Below are 16,660 nucleotides of genomic sequence, written 5' to 3' on the forward strand. Positions count from 1 at the left end.
TTTAACTATAAAATGGAAGGAGGAAAAATCATTATTACAAAATAACAACAAAGCCAAATAGAGAGATCAAAATAAAAGGGGCGATGCTGGAACACCGCCCCGGGATTTTTTTGATTTTTTATGTGATCGGGTATATCACGTATGCAAACAGTAAATACCACAATCAAACTAACCAAAAAAACAAAAGTATGATAAATTATTACTTCACCAAAGAGCCAACTTGGAATCGAGTGCGCTCTAAACTCATTTTGACAATGAAACTGACATTTTTAATGGTGATGATCGCCTGCTTAAATGTATCTGCAAAGGTTTTTTCACAAGAAAAGCTGTCTTTCGACATGAAAAATATGCAGTTGAGTAAGGCTCTTAAATTGATAGAAAAACAAAGCTCATTTCGCTTTGTTTACAGCCCAACTGAAGGGCCTTTCAACAAGCAAATAAGCGTAAAAGTAAATAAAGCCCCTATATCTGACGTCCTCGATCAGCTTTTAGAAGGTACTTCATTGGTTTATTCCATTGAGGGGGATAACCTTGTTACCATCTCATCGAGAGGAAAGTTATTAAAAGACATTACCATAACGGGTGTTGTTGTTGATACTGCGGGGATACCGCTACCAGGAGTAAGTGTAAGTGTGAAAGGCGTGAAAGGCCTTGGATTTATGACTGAYGGGGCGGGGAAATTTAGCCTAAAAGTTCCTGAAAATTCAACCATAGTTTTTACGACCATTGGTTATAAAACCGTAGAAATGCCCGCTTCTACCTCTCCAATGAAAATTGTGATGCTGAATTCATCGAATAACCTAGATGAGGTAGTTGTACAAGCCTTTGGTTCGACTACAAAAAGAAAAACTACCGGAGCTATCAGTACAATTGATTTTGAGAAGGTTGCACAACTACCTGTTGCCTCTATTAATGATGCAATTGCGGGTAGAGCACAAGGTATTATTGTGACGACTACCACTGGTGCGCCAGGAACAAAGAGCACAATTTCTATTCGTGGTTCTAGTAAACCACCTTTATATGTTATTGACAATATTATCCGTACGCAAAGTGATTTTCAAAACATAAACCCGAATGATGTTGAAACCTATTCGATCCTTAAAGATGCTGAAGCTACGGCTTTATATGGTGTTTCTGCGGGTAACGGTGTAATTATTGTAACTACGAAGCAAGGGAAAGACGGAAAAATAAATGTTAATTATTCATTTAACCAAATTTTTTCACAACCTACCTTGTTTCCTAAAAAAGTAAGCTCTTATGAGCAACTGAAAGCTACTAATGATGTTTATGCATCTGAAGGTTTACCTTTGCCAACACCAGTGCCTGATCTAGAAAAGTACCGTACAGGTGCCGACCCGATTAATTTTCCGAATACCGATTGGCAATCGCTTACCTTAAAAGATTTTGCCCCAGAAATGAGACACGATTTTTCGGTAACATCGGGCACTAAACAGTTAACCTATTATGCAGCATTGTCTTACTATGATCAGGGGTCTAACTTAAGAACAGACCAGAATTATAACCGCCGCACAACTTACCGTTTAAACACAACAAGTTATTTTGATAAGATTAATTTAAAAGTAACTACTGGTTTAGATGGGTATGTGGAAAATAACATACAGCCAAGTGTTGGCTATGGTGGTGTTTATAGCCATATCCAAAACAAACGCCCAAGCCAATTAGCCAATAATGAATTCGGCTTACCGTCTAATAATACTACTGATAATCCGGTACAAGAGCTTGATCCAAAATCTGGATATGCTAAAGGAATTTCTAGAGTCTTTAATGGAAATTTGGCATTAGAGTATAGTGCTCCTTTTTTAAGTGGTTTAAAATTTAAAGCCAGTGGAAATTATAATCTTAGGAATTCCATTGGCAAAAACTGGAATGTATTGGCACCAACGTATGCAAATGGCAGTACGAGTCCAATATATAGCAATCCACCAGATTTGACCAACAGTAGAAGTGAAGGAAAATCGATTACCTTACAAGGTTTTGTAACCTATAATAAGACTTTTGGTGATCATGCCGTAGATTTTACAGGGGGCTATGAGCAGCAACAACATACTATTGGTAGCTTAAGCGGCACTAGAACACAATATCAGATTCTTTTTGATCAGATTGTGGCAGGCCCAACAGCGAACCAGTCGATTAATGGGGCAGAGTACAACTATTATACAGATAATGGAAATGTATTTGGTGCCAGAGCAGGATATATAGGTCGTTTAGGTTATACCTACAAATCTAAATACACCGTAGAAGGTGTAGTTCGTAGAGATGGTAGCGATTTATTTGTGCCTGGAAAGCAATGGGGTACATTTTATGCCCTATCAGGTGGTTATAACATTTCGGAAGAAAGTTTTATGCAATCGCTTAAGGACAAACATATTTTTGATTTCCTTAAATTACGTGGTTCTTATGGTTTAACCGGAAACAGTGATGATATTGCAGCCTACCAGTATGTTTCTGGTTATGGCATTACGCCAATTGGATGGATCGTAGATGGAAAACCGGTTCAAGGCACATCAGAACCAGTTAATTTACCTAGTATTAATTACTCTTGGCAAACCATTAAAAACAGAAACTTAGGGATCGACTTTGCTTCGATGAACAATAGATTAAATGGAACCGTAGATTATTTCTATAGCCGTACTACAGGTTTTGTAACTTCCGATCCGCGTTTTGCTCAAACGTTGGGTATTGGTTTGCCGCCAATTAATTTCGTAGAAGGTGCTAATCGTAAAGAAGGTGCCGAATTCCATTTGGATTGGAATGATAAGGTTAATAGTTTTACCTATAAGGTTGGGGTAAATTATACTTTCTTCAATACGCTTACTGAGCGTACTGCGCAGGATAGTGAAGCCGATATGAAAAATCCATACACGCGAGGCTCTGGTGCACCAGGAACTTACTTCGGACTTGGTTATCAATCGCTTGGCATTTATGGTTCTAACAGCGACTGGATGAATGGTGCACACATTATAAACGCCAATAATGTTCAAGCTGGAGATTTGAAATATTTAGATGCGAACGGTGATGGCCAAATTGATGGCAATGACCAAAGAAGAATTGGTAAAAACACCATGCCAAGAAGCAATTACGGGATTACCTTTGACTTAGGTTATAAAGGATTTAGCTTTAGCGCTGTAGTACAAGGATCGGGAGATAGAGACCGTTATCTTGGTGATGTGCTACAAGGTTCGAGTACACAAGGGTATTTACTTTATGGTTTCCAGCAAGATTACTGGAGGCCAGATAATACCAATTCTATTTTTCCTAGACAAACCAGCTCGCCAAGTGCAAATGGAAATAACAACATACAAAACAGCGATTTTTGGATTGTCCAATCTAAATATGTTCGTTTAAAATATTTACAATTTGGTTATGATTTTAAACAAGGAGTACTGAAAAACTCTCCATTCCAACAATTACGCCTATATGTATCGGGAACTAATTTATTGAGTGATTCGAAAAGTCAAAAATACTTTATTGACCCTGAATCTAATACCAACAACTATAATTATCCTGTACAACGTACGCTGTCTTTTGGTGTAACAGCTGGGTTTTAATCAAACTAATTTATAAACAGATGAAACCATCATGATTTTTCAAATCACACAATGAAATGACTATAAAATCATGATAGCTTCATTACCATTAAAATAAATTATATACTAATGAAAAAATATATAGCAATTATAGCAGTAACAGCAAGTATGCTTGCACTGAACTCTTGCAAAAAAGTGCTGGAAACCGAGCCCTTTGATAAGATCAGTGAAGATGTGGTATGGAGCACGAAAGCCAACGCAGAAACTTTCATTTTCAGTACTTACTCTATCATGGGCGCCTATCAAGGTGGGCAAGCAACTGACTTGAGAACTGCAAACATTATGGYATCTGGCGATGGCAGCTGGAGCAATGCATCACCTTTTGTTAGCGAATCAATTACAAGAGCTAATGATTATGGTTTTAACAACTGGGCTGCTGTTCGCCGTTGTAATCTAATCATTAAAAAAGTGGCAGAGTCACCAGGGATTTCAGATGCCGACAAAAAAGCGCTTATCGCTGAAGGCAAATTTTTAAGAGCCATGTCTTATTACAATATTGCCCGTACTACTGGCCGTATCGTTTGGATAGACAAAGTTTTAACACCAGATGATGAACTTAAATTGCCAAGTACAGCTAATCCAACTGAATCTTATGGTTTTATCATTAAAGATTTAGAAGATGCTATTGTTGACCTACCAACAATTAAAATTGCTGGTAGAGCAAATAAATATGTAGCGGCTTCTTTTTTAACAGAAGTTTGTTTGCAGGCTTTAGCGTATAAAAACTACCCTGCGGCACCAAATGTTAACGCAAGCGATCCATTACTACAAAAAGTGATAGACAATGCAAATTTAGTAATCAATACTGGAGGTTACTCTTTAGAAGCTGATTACGGTGGAATGTTTAACGAAACCAAAAAAACCTCTCCTGAGATTATTTTTGGAATCTATCGCTTAGCCGCAAACACTACGGTTGATGGTACACCAATGCAAACCATGGTGCCTAATCTTAACAATGATAGAATAGCTCGTAATGGTGGCGGCTTGTTTACCAATCAGAATATTTTTGAGGCTTGGGGCACAAATTTTCCGACACAAAACTTTACTGACGATTATTTAACAATCGATAAAGCTAATCCAACCTTAGCAGTTGCTTGGAACAAAACCTCGCAATACTTGGCGAATGTAGACGAAAGCGCAACTGTTCCTTCAACGGGTACCGGCCATAATGTAATACCTAGGAATACTGGTGAGACTACCATCAAAAGTGGTAGAATAATACCGGGAAGTACCGAAACCATTTGGAGCCTGGCTAACCAAAATAGAGATGCAAGGTGGAAAGCTACAATATGGAGCGATTCGACAGAACGAATTTATGGTGAACAATTAACCACTACTTTACACGGTAACGCCGATCGTTGGATGAGAATTACAGGTATCGCTCCTAATCCTTATGTAACTTTAACGAATATGTATTGGAAAAAGGGACTTTACACCAATGTAAACCCTAGACCTTATGTTGGCGTACCTACTGATTACCATTACGTAGCAATGCGTTTAGGAAGAGTCTATTTAAATTTGGCCGAGGCCTTTTTGTTAAAGGGTGATGTAGCCAATGCTGTATTGAACTTAAACAAAACACGCGTAACTCATGGTCAATTACCAGTTTCTCAAGCAGCGACTACGGCTAATGCTTGGACAGATTATAAACGCGAAAGACGTGTAGATCTGGTAATGGAAAATGACTTTTATTACAGTTTATTAAGATGGGGAAGATATGGCGGAGATGCCAATGATGGGTTACCATCTGGTAAAAAAATTGCTAATTTAACTGAAGTAATGAGGGTAATGGACGTAAGTAAAGACCGCAAATCATTTGTTACTACAACAGGTCCATTTGGAGGCTTCCCCTATAATAACCGCCAATTTGATGAAACTAGACGTTATTTGCTACCTATAGCCCAAAGTTATATTGATAACAATTCAAAATTTGGACCTCAAAATCCTGGCTGGTAAAACTTAAAATTAAAGATGATGAAAAGAATTATAAATTTAAAAATAGCTTTAATAGCAATTTTGGCAAGCACCTTGTTTAGCTCGTGCTTAAAGAAAGATTTGCCAGGTTATCCTGCGTTTTCTGATGCAGATATTACTTTGGCAAACTTGGAATATCGATATAAAATAGCTAATCCAGTTGCTGGAAAAGATTCAATTGTAGCATATGTAAAATTAACCAATGTTTCTCATGTTATTGATGCTGCCAATGGCACTATCAACATCACACTGGATATTCCATCTGCTACCCCAACTTTTTCCGGACAGGAGCGTACAAAAGTAAGCTTAAATCGCCTTTGGCCATATTTTAACATTTCTACTGCTGCCACAATGAAGGGTATAAATGGCACAGCAAATCCTGGAGATATTACAGATTGCAGCAAACCATTACAATATGAAATAACAGCAGCTAATGGTCAGAAAAAAGTTTGGAAAATCAATATTGCTCCACTTCCTGTTTTACCACCAGTTAATAATTATGAAGCTAATTATACCTCAAATGGATACTTCTATCACCCGAGTAGCCCACGGGCAATGACTAATGTTGTTAAAACCTTAGTTACGAGCGGTACGAATGGCGTACTTGTAGACTTAGGTGATTTGGGAACCAGTGGTTACAGAGCATTAATTACAATTAATCCTGATAACACCTTAWCCATTACAGGTGCTCCTGGAGCTGCCGGAACTCCATATTTAATGTTTACATCTGGTTTACCAGATGGCTATACAGCTGCCTGGGCAGGTTCTGCTTCTTGTAATAACACCTATGATCCGGCGACCAAAACCTTTAAAGTAAGGTATGGCTATGGAGCAGCAGGGGCTTATCGTGTTACAGAGGAAGTGCTGAAGCGTAACTAATTATTAATTGTTAATCCCTCTAGTCGTGGGATCGACTTATGGAGCCCCTACAGATACTGCCAATCTTTGAAATACATTGTTATTGCAGTAAAATGGGGCTTCCAGAATCTGGACGATAAATGTAATCGTCTTTAATAATCCTTAATCTTTGTGCTTAAGGTTATGAAAAATGCCGGGACTAGGTTAGTTAGTTTAATAGTGAGGGTGCGCGTGTTATACAGCACCCTCTTTTTTGTGGTGTGCTATTATGCCATATATCTATAGGGTGGAAGTCCCAAATGGCACGAAAAAGTTTGGTAATCCCCTTTCAAGGCATTCAATACAATTACAAGATCTGTTCAGAATCATTATCGTACTATTCTGAACTATTTTGATAACAGATCAACAAATGCTTCCGCTGAATCTTTCAATGCAAAGATTAAAGCTTTTTAGCACAATTCCAGGGAGTTAAATGAGTAGAGCTTTCTCTACAAGCTAACTCAATTTGTATACTTTAAAATAACTACTCCACAACTTTTAATATTGATCCCAGATTGCCCACATAATTTAAAATAATAAGGATGATTAAAAGTAAAAAAGCCCTTCAATCCTGAGAGGGCTTTTTCATAGTCGTCTATCCCTATAAGTAGGAAGCTCAAAACTAATTAATGCCTTTAATATTTTTAGGGGTTGAATAAACTGAACAGAAATTTTTTTTATGTTAATTCATTCTTAGTTTTTTCGGCTTTACTTGCCCTTAAAAGGTTATAACGAGCTGTTACTCTACTCCTTTTGCATTCGTTGGAATAACGTAAAGCGATTTTGAAGCCGTAATAAAAAGCATGTTTTTGTCTTTTCCACCAAAACAAATGTTACCGCACCACTCTTCGGGTATATCAATATGACCGATTTTTTCGCCGGTAGGTTTGTAAATATTCACCCCTTTTCCGGTTACATAAATATTTCCATCACTGTCTAAAGTCATTCCATCAGAATGCTGGTTAAGGAAAAGTTGCCTGTCTGTTAATTTGGCATCAGCACCAATACGATAACGATAAGTTTTATTGGCGCTCATATCGGCCACATACAAAAATTTACCATCCGGAGTACCTACAATACCGTTAGGCTTGATGATATCATCCGTCACGATAATGGCTTCCTTTTTTCCTTTAGGAAGATAATATACCTTTTGCCCTTGAATTTCAGGCGATTTCCTGGTCCAGTAATCGCGCTGATAATAAGGGTCAGTAAAATAAATGCCTCCTTTAGCATCCAGCCAGATATCGTTTGGTCCGTTTACCTTTTTACCTTCATAATCGCTGAAGAGCACTTTTATCTTTTTGTTTTTATCGATAGACCAGATCTGGTTATTCTCGTCGGCACAAACAATCAGGTTACCTTTTTTATCGAAATAAGTACCGTTTGCCCTTCCCGATTTATCCATATACAGGCTCAGTTTGCAATCAATACCATATTTCCAGATTTTATCATTAGGCTGATCAGTAAAAAACACGTTTCCCTGTTTATCAACTGATGCACCTTCTGTAAACTTAAACTGCGAAGAAATCAACTTTAAACTATCCTGAACAAAAAGGTTTTGCCCTTCGCTTTGCGCAAAAGAGATGGTACTTAAGACTGAAAGCGCCAAAAAGAAGAAATATTTTTTCATTGTATTTTTTTTAAAAAACCTATCAGGTTTCAAAAACCTGATAGGTTTATAACGATATCAACTTACCCTTTTCCCTTTCAATAACATATTTAATGCATCGTTCAGCGTTCCAGCTTTTTGTACTTCGCCTTCATTTACAAAATAAATTTCGTCAGCGTTTTCGATGGTGTTTAAACGGTGTGCAATAATAACAAGCGTGGTTTCTTTCGACAGTTTATTTAAAATGCTGCTCAAAAGCTGTTCAGTTATAGTATCGATGTTGGCTGTAGCTTCATCAAGGATTAACAGTTCAGGATTTCTTAGCACCGCACGCATAAAGGCAATCAACTGTTTCTGACCCAAACTTATACTGTCCGATCCCGAAGTAATCTGTGTATTTAACCCTTCATCAAATATGGCTAAAAGTGCGTTTAAGTTGGCTTCTTCAATTATTTTCTCCAGCTGCACATCACTTACATCCTTATATTGACTATTACCATACAAAATATTCTCTTTTACAGTTCCTGTAAATAAAAATGGTTCCTGTAAAATGAACCCGATTTTTTGTGTTCTTTCCTCAGCAGAAAATGAACGGATATCTTTACCATTTAATAAAACCGTTCCTTTAGTGGCATCGTACAAACGCGAAATTAAAGAAGCAGTAGTGGTTTTCCCTCCTCCGGTTGGACCAATCAAAGCATAAGTTTTTCCTTTTTCGAATTTTAGGTTAATGTTATGGAGGATTTCTTTATTGTCAYCATAAGAGAAATGCACGTTTTTAAACTCCAATAAAGTATCAGAATTGATATTTTCGTCAACTTTAATCTGTTTTAGGTCACTCTCTAATGATAAGATCTGCGATATCCTGTCCCAACTGGCCATAGCCACCTGAAAACTTGTCCAAAGGGCAGCCAATTGCCTTAGCGGATTATAAAAATTGGTGGTATAAGCAATATAACTCACCAATAAACCTAATGTAAAGTTGCCAGTAGAAATTAGATAAATACCAAATAATAAGGTGATCAGCTGTGCAATACTCGATAACAAACCGTAAACTGGCACAAAAATATTATTGGCTAAACCCGCACCTATGGCTGTTTTATAGTTTTCGGTATTGGCTTCATTAAAACGTTTCCTAAAATAATCCCTACGGTTAAATGCAATAATCACTTTAAAGTTGTTCAGGCTTTCCTGTATTTCGGCACTCATTCCGCCAACGCTTTTTAAGTTTTTGGCATTTTTCCCTTTTACCCAGGGTGATAAAGCCATTGTAAAAAGAACGATCACCACCGCAGGCGAAAGTGTTGCGGCGCCTAGTTCTAAATTAATCGAAAGCAAGAAAATACCGGCACCGATCATGGTGACAATACTGCCTATAAACTGCATTAACGACTGTGAGAAAAACTGGTTCAGCTTATCGGTATCGTTATTTACCCTCGAAATCAGATCGCCAGCTTTGTTCTGATTAAAAAATGAAACCGGTAACTCCTGCAGTTTATTAAAAATGGCATTACGCAAAGTGTATAACATTCGCTGGCCTACTCCACCCATCAACCTGGTTTGGGTGTAACCGGTAACCATAGCAATCATATACATCACTAACAGTATACCACCAAAAATAAGCACACCATGAAACTGTTTAGTGCGGATATAGGTATCAACCGTGTGGCCTACCAATAATGGTCCCAAAAGCAACAGACCTGAGTTAACCAAAATGGCAATCAGCGCCAGCCAAAGGTTCTTACGTTCAGCCGAGATCAGTTTTAGTAGGCTTTTCAGCGCCTTCAAAGTAGATTGCTTTTCCTGCCTGGTGTTAAGCTGGTTAAGATTGTAGTTCATAATTACTGGTGCTCTGTTGTGAATTGTAAATCTGAACATATTCGGGACTGCTTTTCAGCAAATCCTGATGGGTTCCTTCTGCAATGATTTCGCCCTGCATCAGCAAGATCACTTTATCGTAATGCTCAACAGAAGCTATTTTTTGTGTAATGGAAAGTAAAGTTAAACCAGGATAATTTTGTTGGATGTTCTCCAAAATCCTTTTCTCCGTATTGGTATCAACACGGGCTGTAAAATCATCAAGCAATAAGATCTTCGGATTCACCGCTAAAGCCCTGGCCAGCATAATGCGTTGTTTTTGTCCACCCGAAAGGCTGTTTCCACGTTCTGAAACAATAGTATTCAATTGATCAGGTAAGGCATCTACAAAATCTTTCAGTTCGGCAGTAGCTATGGCTTTGGCTAGCGATTCGTCTGTAACGGTATCGCTAAAGGCAATATTTTCCCTAATGCTCATGTTGAACATAATGCTGTCCTGAAATACGAAGCCAACCTGTTGGTGAAAATTCTCCTGGTTGTACTTTTTAATTTCTTCGTTATCGAACAGCACCGCGCCAGAATCTGCTTCAATAAGACCTGTTAAAATATAAAGCAATTGTGTTTTACCCGCAGCCGTAGGGCCAATAATAGCGGTTTTAGAACCTGCTTTAGCCGAAAATGAAACCGATTTTAAAACTGGTTTTTGTCCGAAACTCAAATTAAGGTCTTTCGCTTCTAGTTCCCCTCGTAATTGTGTGCTTAGCGTGCCTGGATGTTTGATCTCAGCAGCATTCAGCACACTTTCTATCCTTTGGTAAGATGCCGTAGCCTGTGCAATTACATTGCTCATAAAACCGATTACCAAAATGGGAAATATAATGAGGGTGAGGTAACTACTAAAAGCGGTAAATTCTCCCAGGGTCATCGAATTGGTAATAACAAAGTGACCACCCAGTACCAGAATGCACAAACCGGATAAATTGGCTGTAAAAACAATAATCGGAATCAGCGCAGCAAACATACGGAGAATGGAAATTCCTAAATCTCTCGCTTTGGCATTCGCATCTATAAATTTATTGTATTCTAAAGCTTGCGAATTAATTACCCTGATTAAAGCCGAGCCTAAAATACTTTCGCTGATTACTTTGTTCAGCCAATCGATCACTTCCCTACTCTTTTTGAAAAGCACTTTTACCTTGCTCAACACATAGAAAAATGCCCCACCGATAATCGGCACAATAGCAATCACGCAAAGTGCCAGTTTCCAGTTAATCATCAGGAGCAGAATACTTGCCCCAACAATTAAAAATATAGACGAGCAGATAGATACGATAGCCTGCGAAACAAACATTTTAATCGAATCGGCATCAGCCGTAAGATTGGTTAGCAGTTTTGAGGGATTAGCCTGAATAATGTAGGCATGGCTCTGTCGCGAAATCTGATCCGATAACCTTGTTCTTAAATCTCTTGCCACACGTTCAGAAGCATAGGTTTGTACAATACTCTGCAAATAAGTAAAGATAAAAACCAGTACAATAGCCAGTGAAAACTGAAGAAGAATGGACTGAAGGTTGAAAGTTTTGTTGGTATAAGAATCGATACCGCTTGCAATAATCTTTGGTAAGAGTAAATTAATACCGTTACTGAGCAACGCAAACAGGATCAGCATAAAAATCAAGCCCCTGTAGTTTCCAAGTAAACTGAAAATACTCGGCTTTTTGGCTTCTTTGGTTTTTTCCATATCAATGAAGATACCTTAAATTGTAGGTTCCAAATTTAGCCGAATTAATTGATATCGTTTGTAAGAAAGTTATAGAAGAAGAAACTTATAAAATAAAAAGAGGCTGTATCATATTTTAGATTTGTCATCCTGAGCTTGTCGAAGGACTTATTAAATACCTCTTAAGGTGTTTCGACAAGCTCAACATGACATAGCCTAAGGAGAAATTGCTTTTATGATACAGGCTCCTATTTAATATTTAACCGCTTATGTTAATTAACCGCCTATTTACTTTCCTTCAAAACCATATCGATGGTAATGGCAGTGGCCACAATTGCAACTTTCTGATTGCTTTCTGCATAACTTGGATCGATAGACACATTGTATTTATCGGCCGTGGTGAAAACTTCTTTCAAAGCGCCAGCCCACTTTTTGTTTATTTTGCCCATTTCGGCACCTGCGTTATTGGTGATGCTAAAGTTCCAGGCTTTCCAATCGCCAGATATTTTTGCGATCTCTTCTCCAGATGTTGGACTCGAAATGGTAAAAGTAGGCTTGAAGAATTTAAACTTTTGTTTAATAATGCCCACTTCAACACCAAGCGGATCGGTCACAATAATTTTCGACATCCAGAAGGTCCATCCTCTTGTAATGGTGGCCTGCAACTGGTCGTTAATATCGGTAATTTCTAATTTAAAAGGCATCATACGCTTATCAACCAATAAGGTTAAAGCCTTTTGCCAGCCAGAAATACGCTGTTTAATAATCCCGATCTGAGCGCCCTGATCGTTATACACTTTGTACTCGTTCGCAAACTTTAAAAAGTTTACTTTCTCATCAATAAAATACTCGTCGCTTAAAAAAAATGGAGGAATCTGCTTGTTCATATTGTAGTTTTAATATTAGATAAGTTGCTAAAATATATATTTTTTTTCATTGCAGGCCCAAATAAGGTGTATTCGCGGGTCGTCATTCCCAACTTGATTGGGAATCTTAAAACTTTAGCTAGGTTTACATATTGCTTTAAGATTCCCGCCTGCGCGGGAATGACGATCATTCTTTTATAATCTGTTGAAAGTAGCCACTGCGCAAGGCTGAAGTAAAGAACATTTTTTCTGTTTTACTCATATACCTTTCCAACTTCATTTAAAACCGATTTGCAACGAAACATTGTTACCTTTGCAGCAAAAGCCATTGAAGAAAATGGTTAAACCCAAAACACATGATTGAAATAGGAAAATACAACGAGTTAAGGATTTTAAGCAAAACAGAAGCTGGATTAAACTTAACCGATGGCGATAAACTGGTCATCCTGCCTTACCAATACGTTCCGAATGGCGTAGAAATTGGCGATAACATTACCGTTTTTGTTTTTGTACAAAAAGATGGCCGCTTAACCGGAACTACCCAGAAAGCATATGCCGAAGTGGGCGATTTCGCTTTTTTGAAAGTGGTTTCTGATGGTGATGATGGCGTTTTTATGGATCTTGGTATCGATAAAGATGTTTATGTACCAGATCGCGAGCAAAAAAGGCCGATGCAAAAAGGCTATAAATATGTGGTTTACCTGTATTTAGACGAAAGTAACGACCGCTTACTGGCTTCTTCTAAGCTATACGATTTTGTGGAAGAAGATGGTTTCGATTTTGAAGAGGGCGACGAAGTAAGCTTATTGATTACCGAAGAAACCGATCTTGGTTTTAACGCCATTATCAACAATACTTATATCGGTTTGCTTTACAATAACGAGGTTTTTGATAATATCCAACCAGGCGAAATGCGCAAAGGCTGGATCAAGAAAATCCGAGTGGAGGGTAAGATCGATTTAACCCTACAGCCAAGTGGTTACGGCCATATTCTCGATTCGAAAGAGATGATGTTAAGAGAGCTAAAAAAGAGTGGCGGTGTAATTGAACTGGGCGATAAAAGTTCTCCTGAAGATATTTATCACCGTTTCCAGATCAGTAAAAGCGCCTTCAAAAAAACCATTGGCTCACTATATAAGGAGCGTTTAATCGTACTTTCTGACGATTCGATCAGACTGATTACAGACGACGAAGCAGAATAATTTATTTCATAAAAATCATTAAGATTGGTCGTCATTCCCAACTTGATTGGGAATCTTAAAGCGCTTGCATTACGATTCCCGCCTGCGCGGGAAAGACGACCAATCATGAATTAACCAGTAAAACTTACTATAAGTCTAATTCAAATTAAACTTCTCGCTCTGAATTTTCACTGCATTCGAGGCCGAAACAATGGCTACGATCATAATTCCGATCACAATAGCTAAAATAACCTGCAAGGTAGAATATACCTTCGTTCCCGAAACGAAGATCTTTGAGCCTTTAATCAGATCATTACCCACTTTAGATTGTATTTTAATCAACGCCGAAAGCTTAGCCAGTGTTTCATCAACAGCTTTTTTTCCCATCGACTCATAAATTATTCTTCCTTCAGTACCTGCCATGTTTATTATTTTCGCCTCCACTCCCTGTTGAACAGTTAATGCTTTTTTAAGATCGTTTAAAAAACTTTTCTCCTGTTTTACCAATAAAGTAAGTTCATATTTATTGATTATCGAATCTATTTTACGGTTATGTTTATTCATTTTCACTATACCGATTGAAGGCTGAACAGCACCATCCCCGAATAATATTTCCTGGAGAATCTTATTTTTATGATACAGGTTTTCGGCAATAAAATATAAATCTGTAGCGGGAACAAGTCTGTCGTTGTACATTGAAATGAAAGATTCGTTAATCTTCTCTACACTTTTATCTTCCAAAAAACGGATCAACAAGGTGCAGCACATGATGCAGAAAAGCAAAAAAGCTATTTTTAGCTTGTTTTTAAGACTAAAGGCAAATTTCATATATAATTGGTTAGTATCTAAACTTCTTAGCACATTGATCGTCACCCTGAGTTCATTTCAGGGTCTCTTCGTAAATAGATGCTGAAATAAATTCAGCATGACGATAGCTATTAAAAGTAGTCCTCCTGCGCCGTCTTTGCGAAAAGCTGAGGCGCAAAATTGACTAAATATAACTCTTTTTTTGCTCGCGTTACAGCAGTGTATAACCAGCGGAGAAAATCGAGATCAATCATTTCTTCAGTAAGATAACCCTGATCAGCAAAAACCGCATCCCACTGTCCGCCCTGTGCTTTATGGCAGGTTACCGCATAAGCAAACTTAATTTGCAAGGCGTTGTAAAAAGGATCTGCCTTAATGGCCAACATCCGTTGCCGTTTATTGGCAATGTGCTCATAATCTTCATTAAGCCCGTCAAAAAGCTTTTTATTCTGCTCATAAGGCAGATTAGCACTTTCTAAATTGAGCGTATCCAACATTACTTTGCAACTAATCTGCCCCGCAGCGGGGAAATCCATAAACTCTAAAGTGGCATCGGCAAAACGGAATCCATAACGTTCTTCTTCTCCCCTCACACGAATCACCTTTGCCATATCGCCATTGGCAATAAAAGCAGTATCCTCGTTCTCTGGTAGCCAGAAATAATTGTTCCGCACCACCATAATCTGATCACCGCCCGTTAACTCTTCCTCGCGATACAACAACCTGGCTCTAATCTGCTGGTTATACACATTGGCCGATTTATTGGAACGACAAACCACCAGGGTATTTTCCATGCCGAATTTGCGGTAAGCATATTCCAGTCCTTCAACCAAACGCGCCCCGGGCATATTGTAAATATCGGTATAACTTTTAGTCAGGAATTTAGGCATCGGATTTTCAGGATTTTTAGCAATCTGATTTCTCAACATCGTGGCATTGGCCAAAATACCCGACTTCTTCCCTTGCCTAACCACCTCCTTTAACTCAACAGACGACACGGTTAATGCAAATTTATCTTTGAGGTACTGTTCGTTCAATGCCGGGCTATCTAAGCTCCCCACCGGGGGCAACTGGGCCGTATCGCCCACAAAAAGCAAAAAGCAGTTTTTGGTATTGTACACAAACTCCAGCAGATCTCTTAATATTGAAGAGCCTGTTTCATTAAATTCATCGGCAATCATCGAGGCCTCGTCGATAATAAACAATGTATTTTCCGAGAGATTAGGTGCCAATTGAAACTGCATTTCGGGCGATGCCGCCGAACGCTTGCGGTAAATCCGTTTATGTATGGTTAATGCTTTTCGGTATGAATACTGGCTCATTACTTTCGCTGCCCTTCCCGTTGGCGCAAGCAGTTCACTGCGCAGATTAAATTGTTTCAAAACCTTCACCAAAGCCGCTACAGAGGTGGTCTTACCTGTACCAGCGTAACCTTTAAGCACAAAACAGCGGTACTCGTCGTCCTGTTGCAAAAACACCGACATCCGCTCGCAAAAAAGCAATTGCTCCTTGGTTGGTGTATGTTCGTATGCTGAAGCTATTAGCTGGCTTTTATCGAGGTTCATCTCTAATGGTTAATTGTTTTAAACGGTTAATCGGTTCACTGTTTAGTGTGCGTGAAATGTACCTGAGTTTTTAGCACAGTCCTATTTAACTAAACCGTATTGAAGCGATATCTCCCGATCTCAATGAACATTTGTTTTTTAGCAAAGGTTTGATCGGGAATTTAGCGGAAAGACGGATTACAGTACCCGATTAGCAGTACAGCGCTTTTCCAAACCAATATAATCGCTATGCTCTATGCTTTCTGCTCCTTGCTATTACAAAAGTAACGTTTCAATGCGATGTGCCATTACCATATTTTGTTTTTTGCTGTAACTGAAAATGGTAAAATGGCCATCCTGAGACGCCACCAAACCAATAGATTGCGGCTGATCGTTAACAAACTGGGCTACAGAAAAGTGCCTGGTCCCTCCGAGCTGTCCGGGATAAAGAATTTTATCTTCGCCACCAACAATGGGCTCCGAAAATGCAATCTGCTCTACGGTTGGTTTGCCTTTAGCACGACCGATTTTTGCACCAAACGCAATCAGGTCAAATTCTTCGTTGATGATCGTAGCACCATCAACAGCTGTTAAACCTGCTAAATGCTCTACTTCGCGACGAACAGCCCCCTGCGA

The 16,660-nt window shown here is 38.6% G+C and carries 10 protein-coding genes and 2 pseudogenes; 5 read left to right on the plus strand and 7 right to left on the minus strand.

The window, feature by feature from the left end:
* Positions 1–254 precede the first annotated feature (254 nt).
* The 4 genes and pseudogenes from AC1DND_RS02305 to AC1DND_RS02320 all read left to right on the plus strand — a co-directional run.
* Positions 255–3,569 (plus strand): SusC/RagA family TonB-linked outer membrane protein, encoded by a 3,315-nt coding sequence (locus AC1DND_RS02305; protein ID WP_477578781.1) that lies wholly within the window; start codon positions 255–257, stop codon positions 3,567–3,569.
* A 108-nt stretch (positions 3,570–3,677) separates the two neighbouring features.
* On the plus strand, positions 3,678–5,564 hold the full coding sequence (locus tag AC1DND_RS02310) for a RagB/SusD family nutrient uptake outer membrane protein (protein WP_477578783.1): 1,887 nt from the start codon (positions 3,678–3,680) through the stop codon (positions 5,562–5,564).
* Between the two features lie 18 nt (positions 5,565–5,582).
* Entirely contained in the window at positions 5,583–6,461 is an 879-nt protein-coding gene (locus AC1DND_RS02315; RefSeq protein WP_477578785.1) for a DUF5018-related domain-containing protein, read from the plus strand.
* A 315-nt stretch (positions 6,462–6,776) separates the two neighbouring features.
* Positions 6,777–6,893: pseudogene (locus AC1DND_RS02320) on the plus strand (transposase); the annotation flags it as partial.
* 325 nt (positions 6,894–7,218) lie between these two features.
* On the opposite strand, the gene AC1DND_RS02325 reads toward AC1DND_RS02320, so the two are convergent.
* The 4 genes from AC1DND_RS02325 to AC1DND_RS02340 form a co-directional block, all read right to left on the minus strand.
* A complete protein-coding gene (locus AC1DND_RS02325) occupies positions 7,219–8,109 on the minus strand; it encodes an SMP-30/gluconolactonase/LRE family protein (protein WP_477578787.1) in 891 nt (296 codons plus the stop codon).
* Positions 8,110–8,166: 57 nt separating this feature from the next.
* Complete coding sequence (locus AC1DND_RS02330) at positions 8,167–9,927, minus strand: ABC transporter ATP-binding protein (RefSeq protein WP_477578789.1); 1,761 nt, start codon at positions 9,925–9,927, stop codon at positions 8,167–8,169.
* Complete coding sequence (locus AC1DND_RS02335; RefSeq protein WP_477578791.1) at positions 9,911–11,647, minus strand: ABC transporter ATP-binding protein; 1,737 nt, start codon at positions 11,645–11,647, stop codon at positions 9,911–9,913. The genes AC1DND_RS02330 and AC1DND_RS02335 overlap by 17 nt, the downstream gene beginning before the upstream one ends.
* A 263-nt stretch (positions 11,648–11,910) precedes the next feature.
* Positions 11,911–12,513: an LURP-one-related/scramblase family protein gene (locus tag AC1DND_RS02340; RefSeq protein ID WP_230145212.1), complete on the minus strand. Its 603-nt coding sequence runs from the start codon at positions 12,511–12,513 to the stop codon at positions 11,911–11,913.
* A gap of 335 nt (positions 12,514–12,848) precedes the next feature.
* Here AC1DND_RS02340 and AC1DND_RS02345 point away from each other — a divergent pair, with 335 nt between their 5' ends.
* The gene (locus AC1DND_RS02345; RefSeq protein WP_057933523.1) at positions 12,849–13,694 is read left to right on the plus strand and encodes a CvfB family protein; all 846 of its coding nucleotides are present in this window, start codon (positions 12,849–12,851) and stop codon (positions 13,692–13,694) included.
* A gap of 135 nt (positions 13,695–13,829) precedes the next feature.
* Here AC1DND_RS02345 and AC1DND_RS02350 read toward each other — a convergent pair whose 3' ends face one another.
* The 3 genes and pseudogenes from AC1DND_RS02350 to AC1DND_RS02360 all read right to left on the minus strand — a co-directional run.
* Entirely contained in the window at positions 13,830–14,501 is a 672-nt protein-coding gene (locus AC1DND_RS02350; RefSeq protein ID WP_477578794.1) for an MCP four helix bundle domain-containing protein, read from the minus strand.
* 110 nt (positions 14,502–14,611) lie between these two features.
* Positions 14,612–16,045 (minus strand): ATP-dependent DNA helicase, encoded by a 1,434-nt coding sequence (locus AC1DND_RS02355; RefSeq protein WP_477578796.1) that lies wholly within the window; start codon positions 16,043–16,045, stop codon positions 14,612–14,614.
* Between the two features lie 255 nt (positions 16,046–16,300).
* Positions 16,301–16,660 (minus strand): annotated as a pseudogene (locus AC1DND_RS02360) (putative sensor domain DACNV-containing protein); the annotation flags it as partial.

This window comes from Pedobacter sp. 01N416 (assembly GCF_056399685.1).